The sequence below is a fragment of the Flavobacterium sp. KACC 22761 genome, assembly GCF_034058155.1.
Taxonomy (GTDB): Bacteria; Bacteroidota; Bacteroidia; order Flavobacteriales; family Flavobacteriaceae; genus Flavobacterium.
Map to the genome: position 1 here is coordinate 4,621,544 of NZ_CP139148.1, position 17,102 is coordinate 4,638,645.

Here is a 17,102-nt window from a genome sequence, read left to right on the forward strand (position 1 = left end):
TACAAAAATTAAAAATTTATCTTTTTTGAATATTTTTTTCCTTTTTGCTATTCTTACTCCTTCATAATCATGATTTAAAAGCTATTTTAAAGGTATTTCGTAAGAACTTCCTTCGCTTGATGGATATACTGCCAACTGATCCAGCACAATGCCTGTCTGGTTTACCTCAACTTTGATTGTGTGTTTTCCTTTCTCTAAATTCGATGCCGGAAGTTTTACAATGGCGCTGTTTCTTAAAACATTTTCTTTCCAAGTTTTATCTCTGTCTCTCGTATTTGTTTTAAAATTTTGTAAGACATTTTTATCCAATTGAACACTAATTTCATGATCAAAATTATTCGCGTGCGTTGGAAGCAAACGGACCTCGATTTCATATTCGCCCGAAGTCTTAATTTCAAATTCATAAGCCACAAAAGGCTTTTCTGTTTTGAAATATTGCTGTTTCAACGGAAACAAAGTTATCCCATTGTTACTGTACCCTAAACCATTGATCGCTTTCCATTGGTAATTTTTAAACCCTTTTTGAGAAACAAATTCTTTGGCTTGAATTGCGATTCTGTTCTCAGTTGATTTTTGTTCCTTTTTAACGAATTCAGACCTTTTAACCGAATCAAAAACAGGAAGATTCCTTGGATGCATCGACATCATTTTATTCCATTTTCCGTCGCTTAATTTGGTATTGTAAAAAGCTGTAAGTTCTTCAATCTTTTTATACGATTCAGAAGCCCTAGCTTCATATTTTTCCTTTTCTTTTTCATCCGAAGTAATCGCCGCCAAATTCCAATATAAAAACTTATGATTCATATAAGCTGCTCCTTTTACAGGATAAACTACTAATTGAAACCAAGCATCTTTGCGCTCCTGCGGAATAAAAGCAGAAAGACTATCCACTTTTTCTATTAAAATATTATATGCTTTTATTCTGCTCCAAATTTCCTTTTCTGAAAAATCAGAAATCTTTACTTGCGTTGTTGGTTCTGTTTGGCTCCAGCCCATATATTCTGGTTTTCTTAGAAAAGCCAAACGATAATATTCCTCAAAAACCGCACTTACTTCAGCACTTATTTTCGGAGAAAATTCTCTCGCCGACCAATCTTTCAAATATTGATTAAGCCCGTCAGATTTGATGCTGTTGATATTCCAAGCTATGTCCAAAAACAATTCTGTGTCATATTCCGCAGGTTTTATGTCGCCTACATTTACAATCCACATTTTTTTTGCTCCGTTTTCATAAGCTTTGTTCATTTCATACCAAATCAACCCCGGTTGCATTGTGCTCAGCCAAAGATAATCGTGCGGTCTTCCCCAATAACTAATATGATAATAAACACCGCTCCCTCCTGCTCTTTTTTGCTCATCTTCATTGCTCAAACGTCGAATGTAGCCGTAATTATCATCTGGCCAAACTAACGTAATATCACTCGGAACTTTAAGTCCGTTATCGTATAATTCCAAAACTTCTTTGTACGGAACAAAAGCTTGAGGAATTTCTGCTAAAGGCTTTTTAAACGTATTTGAAAGCATTTCTCGTTGATTTTGAATGATTTTCTCCACCATAGAAATTGATTCGTTCAAATCCTTTGCTCCTTCCATTTTGCTGTCGTGAACGCCACGCATCCCCAAAGTCATAATCGTTTCATTTTGCGCCGATTTTAGTTCGTCCAAACGCTCTTGCCAATATTTATCAACCTGAGTTTTATTCGTAAAATAATTGTAATCACCGTAAATTTTTGGTTTCCATTCGTCAACATTATTTCGCAGCATGGGCTCTGCATGCGAAGAACCAATTACGATATGATATTTCTGAGCCATTTCTTTATTTCCAGCAATCGTAAAAAATCCTTTTGTTGATGGATGCATGGCTGGCCAAATGGTATTGGCTTTTAACCTTAATAATAATTGGAAAATTTTTTCATAGGTTTTCGGGCCGATATCTCCTGTTTCTGGCTCAAATGTTTTGGCAGCCCAAGGTTGTAGTGCCCAATCTTCATCATTCAAAAAAATGCCTCGATATTGTACCGAAGGCGAAGAAATTATTTTTTGTTGCGGAAGTTTTAAAGAAAGCTTTTCTTGTTTGATTGGATGAACATCTGCCCACCATTTCCAAGGCGAAATTCCGAGACGTTCTGATATTTCGAAAATTGCATAAACGGTCCCGCGTACATCTGAGCCAACAATTACAAGATTATTGTTTTCTTTTTTGATCGAAAATTTTTCCCATTGATTCGAAAGTTCTTTTTGATCTTTTCTACTTTTAAACAAATCATCTGAAGTTTCTCCAATGTAAATTCCGTTTTTAGAAAATGAATTTGCTTGAAGTATTTCTGGTCGTTTTCCGGTTAATTCTTTGATATCATCAGCTAATTCATTTACTGCCCAGATAATTAATGGATCTGTGTTTTTATCAATGAAAATGTTTACTGCATTGTTTGAATCTGCAATTAAGAATTCGGTTGTGTTTTTCTTTTGGCAGAAAACATTTATGGATAAAATCGAGAAAATTAATAGCAGTATTTTTTTCATTTTTTTTTGTTTTGCCGCGAAGTCGCTAAGGCATAAAGTTTTATTCTCATTTTTGTCATTTCGACGAAGGAGAAATCTCCACGAGTAGTTCTACACAGATTGGCGCTTTAGATTGTGGAGTTTCTTGCGGAGATTCCTCGTTCCTCGGAATGACAAGATTCTGTTCTGATTGCGTATGATGGATTAAAATCCATCTCTACAATATGCCCCGAGCCTCCGGCTCTCAAAAAACTTAGAATCTTAGAACCTTTTTTACTCAACCACCTTCTTATTCACAATAACATTTTTAAAAGTCACATTCTTAATCAAACTTTTATCAATATCAGCCTTAACAGATTCAACATTTAAGTTTTCGAAAGTGAAATTTGACAAGCGTACATTTGGGTCGTTTTCTACTTTATAAAACATTTCGCATTTAAGATCAATATTTTTTAAAGTAACGTTATCTCCGTACGATAATGGAACATCTGGACGACCTTTCAAATCAAAAAACTGTTTCCAAGCTAAAATCGCCAGACCATTTTTAGTTTGTCCCTTAATATCTTCCAATCTGATGTATTCGTAAAGTTGTGGTGTATCAGGTCTCATTTTAAGATGCAGCAATATTGATGGACCATCCACTTCGCAATTGCGCATGATGATGTTTCGGTTATGAATCGCCTCACTTCCGTTGGTCAATGCAGAATGACAATATCCGAATTTACAGTCTTCAATAATTATATTGGTGTTTGGCCCATTGTTTTTATCTTGATCTGCGTAAGGTCCTTTTCCTCCTTTTAGTGCAATGGCATCATCATTTACAGACATAGTAGATCCTTTTATGAGTACATTGTTGCAAATATCAAGATCAATTGCATCTGTGCTTGGAGCATCGCCTTTTTGATGCGGAGAATAGATATAGGCATCCAGTATTTTTATGTTATTGCATTTGTAAAAATGATTCGTCCAGAAACCTGAATTAATGAATTTTATATCTTGAAGTTGTACGTTGTTCGAATTCCATACAAAAACTAATCTTGGTCTCGAAACTTCAAGATTGGTACATTTCGGATTTTCTTTTCGGCGCGCCCAGAAAGCATCCCAATATTTTCTTCCGTTTCCGTTGATGGTTCCTTTTCCTGAAATCGAAAAATTATCAACGCCATAAGCATTTACCAAAGCTGGGAAATAATCTAGATTTTGACCTTCCATTCTTGATGGCAAAATTGGATAATTGGCAATATCATCAGAACCTTTTAAAACGCCACCTTCGCTGATATACAAAGCTGTTTTTGGTTTAAAAAACAAAGCTCCACTCAAGTAAACTCCTTTCGGAATTACAATTACTCCACCTCCATTTGCAGCCGCTTTATCAATCACTTTTTGAATCGCAACTGTCTGCAGTTTTGTACTGTCTTTGCTTACGCCAAAATCAGTGATTGTGTATTTTTTTCCTAAATCTTTTAATTCAAGTTTCGTGTAAGTCTTAAACCAAACTGGAATTTCGGTTCCGTCAGGAAATTTGTCATTGCTGTATTTTTGTGAAAATGTGCTTTGCGATATTCCCAAAACACATAAAACTAAGAGTAATTTTTTCATTATGACTTATTTTTTCTTTTTTGATTCTACTATTTACGTTTCAGCCATTCCTCAGGAACATTCACAATACAAATATTCAGCGTTCTATTATCCTCAGAAAGCATAGCCGACTGAATTTCAATCTTTGTTCCGTCTCTGTTGAAAGTTGGATGAACGTGATCTGCTGCCGTTTCTTTATGTCCGGTTGTCAGCATCATCATTTCATTGGTCTTTCTGTCTATTAAATATAAACTTCTTGAAAAGTCATCACCAACAGCCCATCTTCCGTCAGAAGAACCGTGAACATGCCACAAACCGCTTCCGCTTTTGGTTTGTCCGGCAATAATCATTTCCCGTGTTCTTAAATTTACAATTGCCAAACCAGTAGGTTTTTCTCTTGTTCCAGAATTTCCCCAATTGCTTTCCTGACCCGGATTTTGTGGATTTCGAACTTCTGTACTAGAAGTCACTTCAACTGGAGCATCTTTTTGAATATCAATTTTTCGATGTCCCATGATCGCCATCGCTACTTCATCTTTTGAAATTACAACTTCGTGCGTAACCCATTCATAATCCGATTCTGGATACAAAGGTCTCAAACCAGATCCGTCTGACATTACAGTCCAAGTACGTTGTGGTGATTTTCCACCCGTTTCCCAGCAAAAAACCAGCTCACCCGGATTCCAGATATTCGATTGGATATGTCCCACTTGAAATGGCACGGAAACAACATGCTTAATTTCGCCTGTTTTGATATTCATACTGCTTATTCCGCCAGGACCCGCTCCCATATTTCTCGGGCCGAAACTTTTTTCAATTTTAATATTCGGATCTAAATGTCTTGCCGCTTCTTCTTTTCCAATTCTGAAATAAACTTTGTCTTCATCAGCATCTAAAGCCATATCTCCTGAAGCACCCATTTCTGGGTTTGTTGTGCCGCAAACACGTTCGTAAGCCGAGACAGGTTTCATTTTTCCTTTTTCGCTATCTGCAAAAACCGCTTCAAGATTGACTTCCATGATTTGCATTTTATCAGCTTCGCCTTTTCGCATAAAATACAATTTCATTGATTTTTGCGCCATGCATAAAGTCCCGGTATAACCGCCTTCAGTAACTTGAACCATTATTCCTGACTTTTCGTTTACTGCCATTGCTTCTCCGTTGGCTCTTTTGGTTCTAAAAATGAGCCATTCGCCATCTGCAGTCCATTGTGGATGCGTTGGATATGTTTTTGAATCTCCAGCTGATTTGGTTGTTAAAAAGATTAAATCAATTCCAGTTACAGGATCCTTGATAATCTTTTTTTCTGATGGAAAACGTTTTCCTATTTGGGCAAAAGCGATTGTGCCGAGTAATAAAAAAAGTATGTTGATTGTTGATTTCATATGCTGTTGGGTGTTTTGCCACGAAGGCACTAAGACACAAGGTTTTTTTGAATTGCTTTGTGGATGAATCTCGCAAAGGCGCTACGTCGCAGCGTTTTTTTTTGTTTTTAACATAGAATTTGGCTAAAGCCGATAGTTATAACTTATATTTTACCTCCAGTTAAAACTGGAGGCAATTAAAATTAAACTTTAAAACTTTGCGCCTCCGCGACTTTGCGAGAATTGACTTTGCTTAATTTATTTTACAAACAAATTAGGAAACTCATAACTCATAATTCATAACTTATTTATGCAGATTATCTTTTCCTTCGATTTTCAATTGAATAGAACTATCGTTTATTTGAAATTGACTGTCTTTCAAAAGTAAAATCACCTCAGCTCCGGCCAATAAAACTGGTCCATAACCGTGAGCTGCAAAAACATTTACAGGACGATAATAATAAAATGCAGGATCAAATCCCATTCCGGTTCCAACGCAGGTTCCTTCGACTTGTCCTTTATCATTTACTTTTGTCGCTACGGCATTCCATGCCAATAAAACTGCTGGTGCGTAGGTCATTTTATCAACGTAACCTCGATTGATTGCTCTTGCGATCGAATACGCATAAATTGCTGTCGCAGAAGTTTCTAAATATGAATCATTTCGATCTAATAATTGGTGCCAAAAACCAGTTCCGTCTTGATATTGAACCAATCCTGCAATGTGTTTTTGCAACTGAGTTAAAACTTGATTATATCCTGGATGATTTTTTGGTAAAACTTCTAATAATTCAACCATTGTCATAACAGCCCAACCATTTGCTCTCGCCCAATGAAACTGCGGATGAACTTGCATTGACTCCACCCACCCATGCATGTAAATTCCTTTTTGGCTGTTAAACATTCTTTCAGAAAACTGATTTACCTGTTTTACTGCATCATCGTAATATTTTGCATTTCCGGTATAACTTCCCATTTGTGCCAAAGCAGGAACACTCATAAACATATCATCCAGCCAAAGCGTGTTATCCTGCGGTCTGTTTCTTGCCAGAGTTCCATCCTTTAATCGGAATTGTTTGTTGCTTATAAAGTCGATGTAATTATTTACCAACGGATCAATATTAGCTTTCAATCCATCTTTTTTAGCTTTGATAAATGCCGCACAAAGAGCTCCAGCAAAATCTAGCGCTTCAGGATGAAGCGTTTTGAGCATATCTTTATCTTTGATGTTTTTTTCGTTATAATTCTCGGCGATATCAGCAATTAACTGAATTCTTTTGTTCGAGTAATCTGCAAAATATTTTTCGCCTGTTGCTTTTGAAGCCAAAAGCATTCCGGCATAAGTCACTCCCCACTCATAACTTGTCAATCTAAAAGCGCCGGGTTCAAAAATAATATCCTGATTTCCTTTTTTGTAATTCGTTATTTCAGCTTTTGTATTTGCATCAACAATTTTTGAAGCCGAATTTTTATCTAAAAAATTATATACTCTGTCCAATACCTCTTTTATGTTTTCTTTTTGTGGAATAACATAAGGCGTTGGATAGTCTGGTTGCATTAAATGTAATGGAGCTGTTGCATCTGTTTTTTGAGCGTTTGCAGTACCAAATACTCCAAAAGCGAATAACGTTATTGTGGTTAATTTGTAGTTCATGGTTAGTATTTTTAGTTAGTAGAAAATTAAATTATTTGCTCACTTCAACCGTTATTTTGGCTGAAAGTTGTTTTGCTAAAGTGGTAACATAATTGCTAAAATAAGTGGCATCTTTAAAGTTTTTATCGGCGCTTAGCTCCCAGCCTGCAATGGCATAATAAGTGATTTTTTTATTGTTTTCGATTGTCAGCTTTGCCAAATACGAATCGGTTAACTGACCTGTTTTTGGTGCTTCGATATAACCTTTGTATATTTTTTTCGGAACTAAAATTGCAGTTCCCAAAATCCATTCGCGGTTGTAGGTTAAATTATCATGCTGAATAAAACAAACCCAATCACCAGCTTCAACAACTTGAAGTGGATTTTTACTATTGATATTTGAAATTGCTGCCAAAAATGTTTCACCACCTTTTAATCCGGTCATTGAAACTGTGTTTTCGTAGCCATACATTCCAGGCCATATTGAAGTCGTTTCCTGAACTTGATAATTATTTCCAGATGCTTTCCAATTTTGGTATTTATAACTCAAAACCGAATTTACTGGACCTTCGCTTACAATTTTGAAAGTTGTTTTTTCCACATTATTTAATGTATCATTTGTTAAAATTCCAAGTCGGTTGATTTTGTCATTAATCAATAAAGCGTAACCACCCAAACCAGCAGAATTTCCAACCGGAAAAATATCTCTTCCCCAATCGTACATCACATGATAATTGTCTTCAACAGCTCCTTTGTCATTAATTCCGACATTTTCAGGCGTAATGGCAGGGATTTTTTTCCCGAAAACGTCTTTAGAATTTCTTCCATCCAAATAATGTCTGAAGCCTACTTTGTCATTTTCCCAAGTTGGACCATCAGTTTGATATTTTTGAAAACCTAATTTTTTATGCACTTGATTCGCCATTAAAATTTCTTCACTTGCAGGCTGAACTGGCAAATCTTTGGCTTCTCTTTTTCCAAATCTAACACTGGTTTTTATTGGAAATTTTGGATCTTTCAATGACCAGCTTAATGTTGCTGTTTTCTTTTCGTTTGGTGTAAAATCAGTTACCAAGAAAAGTTCGTCCCATTTTCCATCGCCGTTCAAATCGTTCAACTGTGCTGGAATTGTATCGTTTTTGCTGATCAAAATTGGAAAACTGTTTGCCACATATTTTGCTCCAATTTGACTTCTTTTGATGCTGATTGCTTTTTGCGGAACAGCAATATCAGCAGTATTTGTTAGTGTAATTTTTGTTCCTGATGACTTTTGCTGTGCGGCGCAATTCGCTAGAATTACGGTTACAAAAGCAATTGACAAATAATATTTTGTTTTCATTTTGTTTTGTTTCAGGTTTCAAGTTTCAGGTTTCAGGTTTCAGGTTAAAAATTAATGCTTAATCCAAGTGAAAAACTTCTTTTAATGAAATCGCAACCGGCGAATTATCAGGATTTGTTTCCATGATATCTCCCATGTACGCCCACCATTTTTTTACAATTGGATGATTTGGCAAATAATCAAAATCAAAATCGGGACTAATTTTCTGCACGGCAAAAAGCGTCAAAGTTTCTTCATCTAAAAAAATACTATAATCCTGTATTCCAGTTTCTGAAAGCAAAGCCGCTAATTCTGGCCAGATTTCGTCGTGTCTTTTTTTGTATTCAACTTCAAAACCATGTTTTAACTGCATTTTGAAAGCGTTTCGAATTGTGTTTTTATTTGCCATTTTTTTTAGTGTTTTAAATTTATTTGAACTTGCTTGTCTCTATTGCAAACAATTTCACCATTTATGTATTCAAGTTCTGCAACTTGTATCGAACTTCTTTTTGTTTCGTAACTATCTACTCCTTTATTTTCGGGAGTTCTTCCCGGATGTGTAAAATAAAAAATATAGGCTTTATCTCCTTCAACTATTACATCTGGATGGCCTCCAATCACTTTATCATCTTCACCAGTTCCGGGAGTTTGAAGAATATTTTTTTCTTGACGTTTCCAATTTAAAAAATCTTCAGAAGAATAAATGTTCAAACCTCGCCAAGAATCTGTTACCATCCAGTTTTTTCCTTTCCAAGTAAAAACTTTTGGTCCTTCGCCTCTGTCTTTTATGATTTTCGTTCCGCTGTCCGTCCAATTGTACAAATCTTTACTATCAGCATAATAAATTGATTTTCCATCATTTTCATTATTATAAAACATTCTCCAAGTACCGTTTGGCAACTGAAAAACCGAAGCGTCAATACATCTTTCTGAGGCCAATTTCAATTCAGATTCAAAATTCCAATCCATTAAATTTGTGCTCGTCAAATGAATAATCGAACGCGGATGATACCAATCCTTGAAAATTCCGGGAACGATGGTCAAATACATATGATATTTGTTTTTGTATTTTATGACATCTGGTGCCCAATAGGTCACATCTTTTAATTTGTAATTGATATTGCAAGTATCTTTATAGGTCCATTTTGTACCATCTTCAGAAGTTGCAACACCAATTTTTGTTCCATGAACCCAAGTAATTCCTTTTGCTGTCGAATCTTTTGCTCTTCGATTGGTGTAAAACATGAACCATTTTTTCTCCTTTTGGTTCCAAATAATGGTTGGGTCAGCGGCTCCATCATAAATTGGGTCGCGGAATAATGGTTTTGAAGCAATATGTTTTTTATCTTTTCGAATGTCTTTTTGTGCCGTCATTGTTAAGCTGAACAATGAAGTTATTAGGATTGGAAAAAGATATTTTGGTTTAATGTTCATTTTGATTTTATTGTTGTTTTGTTCTAATATGCTGAAAGTATTACTCTCGCAGATTCTGCAGATTTTGCAGATTCTTTATTTTTTATTTCTCTCTTTCGTCGAAATGACAAACTATGCGTGTAAAACTATTTCTCAATTATTTTTCTTCTCATTATCATTTACCCAATCATCTGTTCTAAAAGGTGATGCGGGCAAATTCTCAGCGTTGAAAAAATTCGGTTCTGGAACTGCTTTCCATGCAAAACGAACTGCAATTGGCTCTTTTACTTTTTCAGAAGAAACTACAATTGTTTTGCCTTCAATTTTTGCTATTGCCGGATAAAACACTTTGTCGTTTCCCGCAATTTCAAATTCTTTCAACTCTTCATTACTCTTTTTGAATCCGTTTTGGACATCATCAAAAAACAATTTGATTCGCTGTTTTTTGATTTCCATGTGATTGTAAGTTGGCCCAGAAAATACTAATTTACTTTCTCCATACGTTTTTGCTTTTGCAATTAATGCCAAACGATAACCCACAGTTTGCTTGTCAATTGGATGAATATTTTCAGCATTTCCAACATCGGTTGTAACGACCATTCCACTGTTTGGGATTACTTTTGAAGACAACAATTGCGCTTCTCGAATATCTGGATTTTGTCCTTTATGTGGGGCGATCTGAACAAAATAAAACGGAAAATCGCCTTGATTCCATTCGCTTCTCCAACTTTTTACCATTGCTGGAAAAAGGCTTCTGTATAAAAAGGCTTTCTCAGCATTGCTTTCGCCTTGGTACCAAATAACGCCTTTCATTGTATAATTTGTTACAGGATGCAACATCGCATTATACAGTACATAGGAAGTTTTATTTTCTTCTTTTTTAGGCTTTTTTGGCTGACTTTTAGAAACATCTCCATTATTTGCAAAACGTTCTTTTGCTAAATCTGCGTAATAATTTTCTAATTTTTCTTGGAACAATTTCTCATTTTTTGCATCTTGTTCTAAAATTGGAAGGAAATCTGTGTTTTGTTCTAAAACAGATTGCGCAGTCCAAGATTCGGCTTTTGTTCCGCCCCAAGAAGTCGAAATCAATCCAATTGGAACTTTTAAATTTTGGTACAAATCTCTTCCAAAGAAATAAGCAACTGCCGAAAAAGTCTTAATAGTCGATGGCGAACATTCAGCCCAATTTCCTGTAACATCTTCTAATGGTTTTTGCGAAGCTTTTGTTTGAACCGTAAACAATCTGATTGATGGAAAATTTGCATTTTGGATTTCTTCTTCATAATTTTTTACTCCCGTTTTCCAAGTTCCTTCTTCTTTTCCAACAGGAAAATACATATTCGATTGTCCAGAGCAAATCCAAACTTCGCCAATTAAAATATTTTTAAGAACAATTTTATTTGATGCTTCAATTGAAATATCATATTGTTTCTCGCTTCCTGCTGGTGTGTTTACAGCTGTTTTCCAAGTTCCATCAGTATTTGCTGTAATTTCTACAGGAATATTTTGCCAACCCAATTGCAGTTTTATTTTCTCATTTGGAGAAGCCCATCCCCACAAATTCACTTTTGAATTTTGCTGCAAAACCATATTATTTCCAACCAAAGCAGGAAGTTTTACTTGGGCATAGACTGCTAGTTTTAATCCTAAAACAATGAATAATAACAACAGTTTCTTTAAATAAATCATTCGAAATCCAATTTTAATACTAAAACTTTAAAGATAAAGTACTAAAACGATATCGGTATCCTGTGCTTCCCTGTTTTACAACAGAAATATCAAAAAACAAAAAAGGCAGCAACGAGTGTTACTGCCTTCGTAAAATCAAAACCACTTAATTTTACCTTTACCATATTAACGAAAACCAATATCCTTAAAATGATTAGTCAAATATATTTATTAAATAACTGAAAACTATCCTGTTGTAACCTGCTCGATTATAAAAAAACCGTCTCAAAAAATGAGACGGTTTCTAACGTGAAAAAACCAAAAAATAAGTTGTTTATTAATACCCTGGATTCTGCATTGCCGCTTTTTGTTCTGCAGTCAAAGGTTTTCCGCTTGCGTAAACTCCATCAAGGAATGTCTGCGGAATTGGGCGCAGATTATGATACTCTTGAATATTTGGAGCAGCTTCGATATTATAAGCTTTTGCTCTAGCAACTAATGTTTTAGTTCTGCTTAAATCTTCCCAACGATGGAATTCCCCACACAATTCTCTTGTGCGTTCATTAAGTACTAAACACAACATTCTGTCATAATCTGTTCCGTAACCAAGTTTCGAAATAACAGCCATGTCTTCTGCAGGTAATGCAGTAATGTTGCTTATTGTCAAATTCGTTGCAGTCGTTGCAACCGCAATATTATTTGACTCATAATAAGAGTTTTCAGGAATGTAAGAAATTGGAATTCCTGCTTGACCTGTTGTTGTATAAGCTGCTGAACCATCGGCGTAAGCGGCACGATTTTCACCAGCCTTGTAAGCCGCACGAGCACGAACTGCATTAATATACGGCAATGCATCTGCATAGGTAGCGCCTCCGGCTTTTGCCAAGCGAATTTTTGCTTCAGCAGCCATTAAATACGTTTCTGCAGAACGCGCCAATGTAACGTCACGCGAACCTTTTATGTTACTCAAATCGATTCTGTTTCCATCCATATATTTGCTTAAAGACGGGAATCTTACATCAGCCATTAATCCAACTTTATCAGCTGCGTACGCTACATAAACACTCGGAATTGTTTTTCCTGTTTTTGGATAAATGATGACATCAGTATTTTTAGTTTTTGCAAAACGTGTGTCTGAAGCTGTATTCACAACATACATAATTCCTAAATCGCCATTTTTGTAAACAGCACCTGATGCATTATTGACAATACTTTTTGTTTGAAAACTTTTCCAGAAACGAGAATCATTTACATGATCAAAAGCATCATACACAAAATAAGTTGGGGCCAAACGGCTAAAAGGTCTTCCGCCGGCAAGGTTACGCTTCATTTGGGGCAATTGGTCGTAAGTTGAAAGGAAATACAAATGCTGCTGATTTCCTCCAGTTGTCAATGTGCTAGCATTAAACTGAGCAGACAAAATTAATTCTGGAAGTTTTTCATTTGCACCATCAGCAGTTGTGTATGACCATAAATTATCATAATTCGCCGCTAATGGGTGGTGTGAAATTACCTCGTCTGACAAAGTAACAACCTGCTGCAAATCGGCAGTTTTTGTTGTTCCGTTCCAGCTGTCGTTGATTTCACTGGCACGTGTCAAATAAGCTTTCGCCAAATAATGAGCTGCAGCATCTTTCGTAATTTTTGCAGGAGCACCAGCATTTCCTAATAAATTATAAGCCTGAGTAAAATCAGCAATTACTTGATTTAAAACTTCTTGCGGGGAAGCTCTTGTGAATTCTAACTCAACGGTAGAACTTGTTTTCAATTTTAAAGGAACAGCGCCATATTGACTTACCAATTGCAGATAACTGAAAGCTCTTAAAAAGTACCCTTCACCTAAAGCCGTTTTTTTGATGGCATCATTTGATGAAACAATATTTGTTGCCGATTCAATTAATGTATTTGCATTACCAATTCCAATATATAAATTATCCCAATGTGTATTTGCTGCAACAGTATTCGCATTCGAAACCGTTACGAAAGCTTTAAAACCAGAAGAATAAGAATTCCAAATCCAGTTTGAAGGGTCGCCTCCAGCATGAAACTCATCAGTTCCAGATTCTGTTGCACAAAGTGGCACTTCTCCTTGGAATTCTGCTGCAAATACTTGATAATATGTTCCGACAGCCAATGCCTGAATTCCTGCCTCAGTTTTATAATAGTCTTGGCTATAGGCAGTTGTCAACTCTTCGTCAAGAAAATCTTTGTTGCATGAGCTGCCTACAGTAAGCGCCGCAACAAGCATTAAATTGATATATAGTTTTTTATAATTTTTCATAATGATGTTTTTTAATTAATTTAGAATCCTACATTTAACCCTAAAGTTATACCTCTGTTTGACGCTGTTGTTTGCGTATCCAAATCAGTCCATTTTACTTTTGTGAAAACCATACCTGGATTATTCACTTGGCAATATATTCTCAATTTTGAAAGTCCAAGATTCTGTACTAAATCTTTATCAAAATGATATCCAAGAGAAATATTTCTCATTTTCAGGAACGAACCATTACGGTATCCTAAAATTGGATAATAAGGATCTCCTGTACCGGCAGAATAAATTGGTTTTTGATATTCTGAATTAATGTTGTTATCATTATAATAATTTATAGATCGCTGGCTTCCTTTTGCCCCTTCATTCTCACCACCTGTATCATATAAATAGCCCATTTTTCCGTAAACAAAGAATGTTAATTCAAAATTTTTGTAATTGAAATTATTGGTCATACCAAAAATATATTTTGGATCTTTTGAACCAATGATCACACGGTCATTATTTGCATCGATTTTATAATCTCCATTTTGATCTACCGGTCTTGCATTACCAAAAGAAAAAATATTTGAACCTGCAGCGGCATTGAATTTCGCCATTTCTGCAGCATCTTCAGGTTTCCAAATTCCATTAGATTCAAAACCATAAATTACGTTTTGAGAATTTCCAATGAACAAGTTGTTATTAATGTCGTCAAATTTTCCATTTTGAAGCGAAACAATTTTGCTTTGCTGATAAGAAGCACTGATATTAGTTGTCCATTCAAAATCTTTAGAAGTAACGTTTACTGTATTCAATGTAAGCTCAACTCCATGTCCTTCTGTTTCTCCAACGTTTTGGTAAGTATCTTTTACTCCAATAACTGTTGGTACGCTACTTTTCAACAATAAATCTGTTGTTTTACTAGTGAAATAATCCAAAGCACCAGATACTCGATTAGTGAACAATGCGAAGTCAATACCATAGTTAAATTGAGCGGTTCTTTCCCAACCTAAATCAACATTTCCCAAAGAAGTATTGTTTACAACTCCAGATCCATTTGGATATACAATACCTACCAATGGCGGTTGTGTCGCGTATGCTGGAACTGCAGCATTTCCAGTTTCACCATAACCAATTCTCATTTTTAATTGGTTGATCCAAGTTACATTTTCCAAGAATTTCTCTCTATTGATAACCCAGGCTGCAGAAGCACTTGGGAAAAATGCCCATCTGTTTTCTGACGCTAATTGCGAAGCTCCATCATAACGTCCAGAAGCAGTAAACAAATATTTGTCAGCATATGAATAATTTACGCGTCCCATATAAGAAAGCAAACCTGTATCAGTCAAACCAGAAGAATAGCCAGCTAGTGTAACATTTGCAGGAGTTAGCGCATTCCATTTGTTTTCAGGATTTTTAATATCATTAGCAGACATTGAACTATTCTCATTGTGATATTCTGTCTGGCTCATTAACAATGTTCCTCCAAAAGTATGATTTCCAAATGTTTTATTATATAAAAGCAAGTTATCCAATGTATATGAAATTGTTTGCTCTTTAGCTAGAGAGGCAAAACTAGTTCCAGAACGAATAGCCGATTTTCCATCTAAATATACACCATCACGATATGAAGTAAGATCTGGACCAAAATTGATACGGTATTTTAATCCGTCTAATTTGGAAGAAATTCCACCCAAATCAAACTGTGCATATAAACTACCAAAAGCACGCAAAGTTATACGCTGATCTTGAGACAATTTATATTCATCAACAGGAGTTCTGATTGTTGAATCTCCACCTGGGCTATCAATTCTGTTTCCGTTGCTGTCATAAGGAACAGCATAAGGAAGGTTGGTGCGGGCAGTTGCATAAATTCCTGTTGAACTTGTAACCGCAGTTCTACCTACGTTTGACTGTCCGTATTCATTAATACCATAACTCGTATTAAGGCTAACACCCATAGAAAACCATTTTGTTGGCGTAATATCAACGTTTGCTGTACCGCTATAACGTACATAACTTTGTCCGAATAAAGTTCCTGTGTTATCTAAATAACCGAATGAACCGTAACCTTTCATTTTTTCAGTTCCACCGCTTACACCAATTGTATGCTGTTGCGTGATTCCTGTACGTGATACAAATTTTGTCCAATCTGTCGTTGCTACTTTTGAGCCATCCCAAGTTGTAGTAAGATTTCCGTTAGCATCTCTCCAACCTTTTTCAATATTTGCCCACGCAGAAGGATCTGCAGAAGCCAAGAAAATCAATTTGTCATTTTCAATGGTAGGCGCATCTCCTTTTGGAAAAGCAGATGGATTAGAGTAATATCTCCCCCAACGACGAAATTCGATATATTCTCCTGCCGTCATCATTGGCGCATTTTCATGAATAGTTTCTGTCATCAATGACGTATCATAATTCAAAGTGAATTTTCCGTTTTTACCTTTTTTCGTCGTTACGATAACAACTCCATTTGCACCACGTGAACCATAAATCGCAGTAGCCGAAGCATCTTTTAAAACGTCGATTGTTTCAATATCTGTCGGATTCAAGAAATCGATTCCACCAGAATTGGCATCAACACTGATTTTTCCTGTTGATGGGTCGGTCACCAATCTTGTATTTAAAGGAATACCATCAACTACATAAAGAGGTGCATTTGACGCAGAAATAGAACGAGCACCACGAATAGTAATAGCTCCTACAGTTCCAGGTCGCTCACTTGAAGCAACATCCACACCGGCAGCTTTTCCTTGCATGGCTTGTACTGCATTGACAACAGGTCTTGATGCAATTTCATCAGCATTTACACTTACGATTGATCCGGTAAGATCCTTTTTCTTTTTTGTACCGTAACCTACTACGACTACCTCCTCAAGAGAATTGTCTTCTTCTTTGAGCACTACATTGTAAACAGTAGCAGCTCCAACGGTAACTTCTTGTTTTTTAAAGCCGATAAAACTGTAAACAAGAACATTTCCAGTAGCGACATTAATAGAGTAACTTCCATCCAGATCTGTACTTACACCATTCTGGCTTCCTTTGACAAGTACGTTGACACCTGGAATTGGCAATCCTGTAGCGTCTTTAATGGTACCTTTGACTACTTTGTTCTGCGCGTAGCCAGATGCATGCAATAATGCAAAAATGGCTATGAGCAGCAGCACATTCAATTTGTTTTTCATAAAAGTTAAATTTGGTTAATTAATTAGTTACTCAAATTTATTTAGAAGTTAATTCGGCACTATCCTGTAGTGTCCTGCAAAGCAATTTAGTAGCATTCTAATTTACAGAGTTTTACAAATTACTTTTAAGTTTTTTTTAACCATAAAATCCTTCAAAGCCTTGATTTTCAAAGGCAATTGAAGA

The 17,102-nt window shown here is 35.8% G+C and carries 10 protein-coding genes; all 10 read right to left on the minus strand.

The window, feature by feature from the left end; all coding sequences use genetic code 11:
• Nucleotides 1–81: 81 nt before the first annotated feature.
• Nucleotides 82–2,523 (minus strand): glycosyl hydrolase 115 family protein, encoded by a 2,442-nt coding sequence (locus tag SCB73_RS19510; protein ID WP_320567851.1) that lies wholly within the window; start codon nt 2,521–2,523, stop codon nt 82–84.
• Between the two features lie 252 nt (nt 2,524–2,775).
• Nucleotides 2,776–4,101, minus strand: a complete 1,326-nt coding sequence (locus tag SCB73_RS19515; RefSeq protein ID WP_320567852.1) for a rhamnogalacturonidase — start codon at nt 4,099–4,101, stop codon at nt 2,776–2,778.
• A gap of 29 nt (nt 4,102–4,130) precedes the next feature.
• Nucleotides 4,131–5,465, minus strand: coding sequence for a hypothetical protein (locus SCB73_RS19520; RefSeq protein ID WP_320567853.1), 1,335 nt, complete (start codon nt 5,463–5,465; stop codon nt 4,131–4,133).
• A gap of 283 nt (nt 5,466–5,748) precedes the next feature.
• Nucleotides 5,749–7,098 (minus strand): glycoside hydrolase family 88/105 protein, encoded by a 1,350-nt coding sequence (locus SCB73_RS19525; protein ID WP_320567854.1) that lies wholly within the window; start codon nt 7,096–7,098, stop codon nt 5,749–5,751.
• Between the two features lie 31 nt (nt 7,099–7,129).
• Entirely contained in the window at nt 7,130–8,416 is a 1,287-nt protein-coding gene (locus tag SCB73_RS19530; protein WP_320567855.1) for a DUF4861 domain-containing protein, read from the minus strand.
• 58 nt (nt 8,417–8,474) lie between these two features.
• A complete protein-coding gene (rhaM, locus tag SCB73_RS19535) occupies nt 8,475–8,804 on the minus strand; it encodes an L-rhamnose mutarotase (RefSeq protein ID WP_320567856.1) in 330 nt (109 codons plus the stop codon).
• A 5-nt stretch (nt 8,805–8,809) separates the two neighbouring features.
• Nucleotides 8,810–9,829: a family 43 glycosylhydrolase gene (locus SCB73_RS19540; protein WP_320567857.1), complete on the minus strand. Its 1,020-nt coding sequence runs from the start codon at nt 9,827–9,829 to the stop codon at nt 8,810–8,812.
• Between the two features lie 132 nt (nt 9,830–9,961).
• Nucleotides 9,962–11,500, minus strand: a complete 1,539-nt coding sequence (locus SCB73_RS19545; protein ID WP_320567858.1) for a sialate O-acetylesterase — start codon at nt 11,498–11,500, stop codon at nt 9,962–9,964.
• A gap of 316 nt (nt 11,501–11,816) precedes the next feature.
• Nucleotides 11,817–13,760, minus strand: coding sequence for a RagB/SusD family nutrient uptake outer membrane protein (locus tag SCB73_RS19550; RefSeq protein WP_320567859.1), 1,944 nt, complete (start codon nt 13,758–13,760; stop codon nt 11,817–11,819).
• Between the two features lie 20 nt (nt 13,761–13,780).
• Nucleotides 13,781–16,918, minus strand: a complete 3,138-nt coding sequence (locus SCB73_RS19555) for a SusC/RagA family TonB-linked outer membrane protein (protein ID WP_320567860.1) — start codon at nt 16,916–16,918, stop codon at nt 13,781–13,783.
• Nucleotides 16,919–17,102 lie beyond the last annotated feature (184 nt).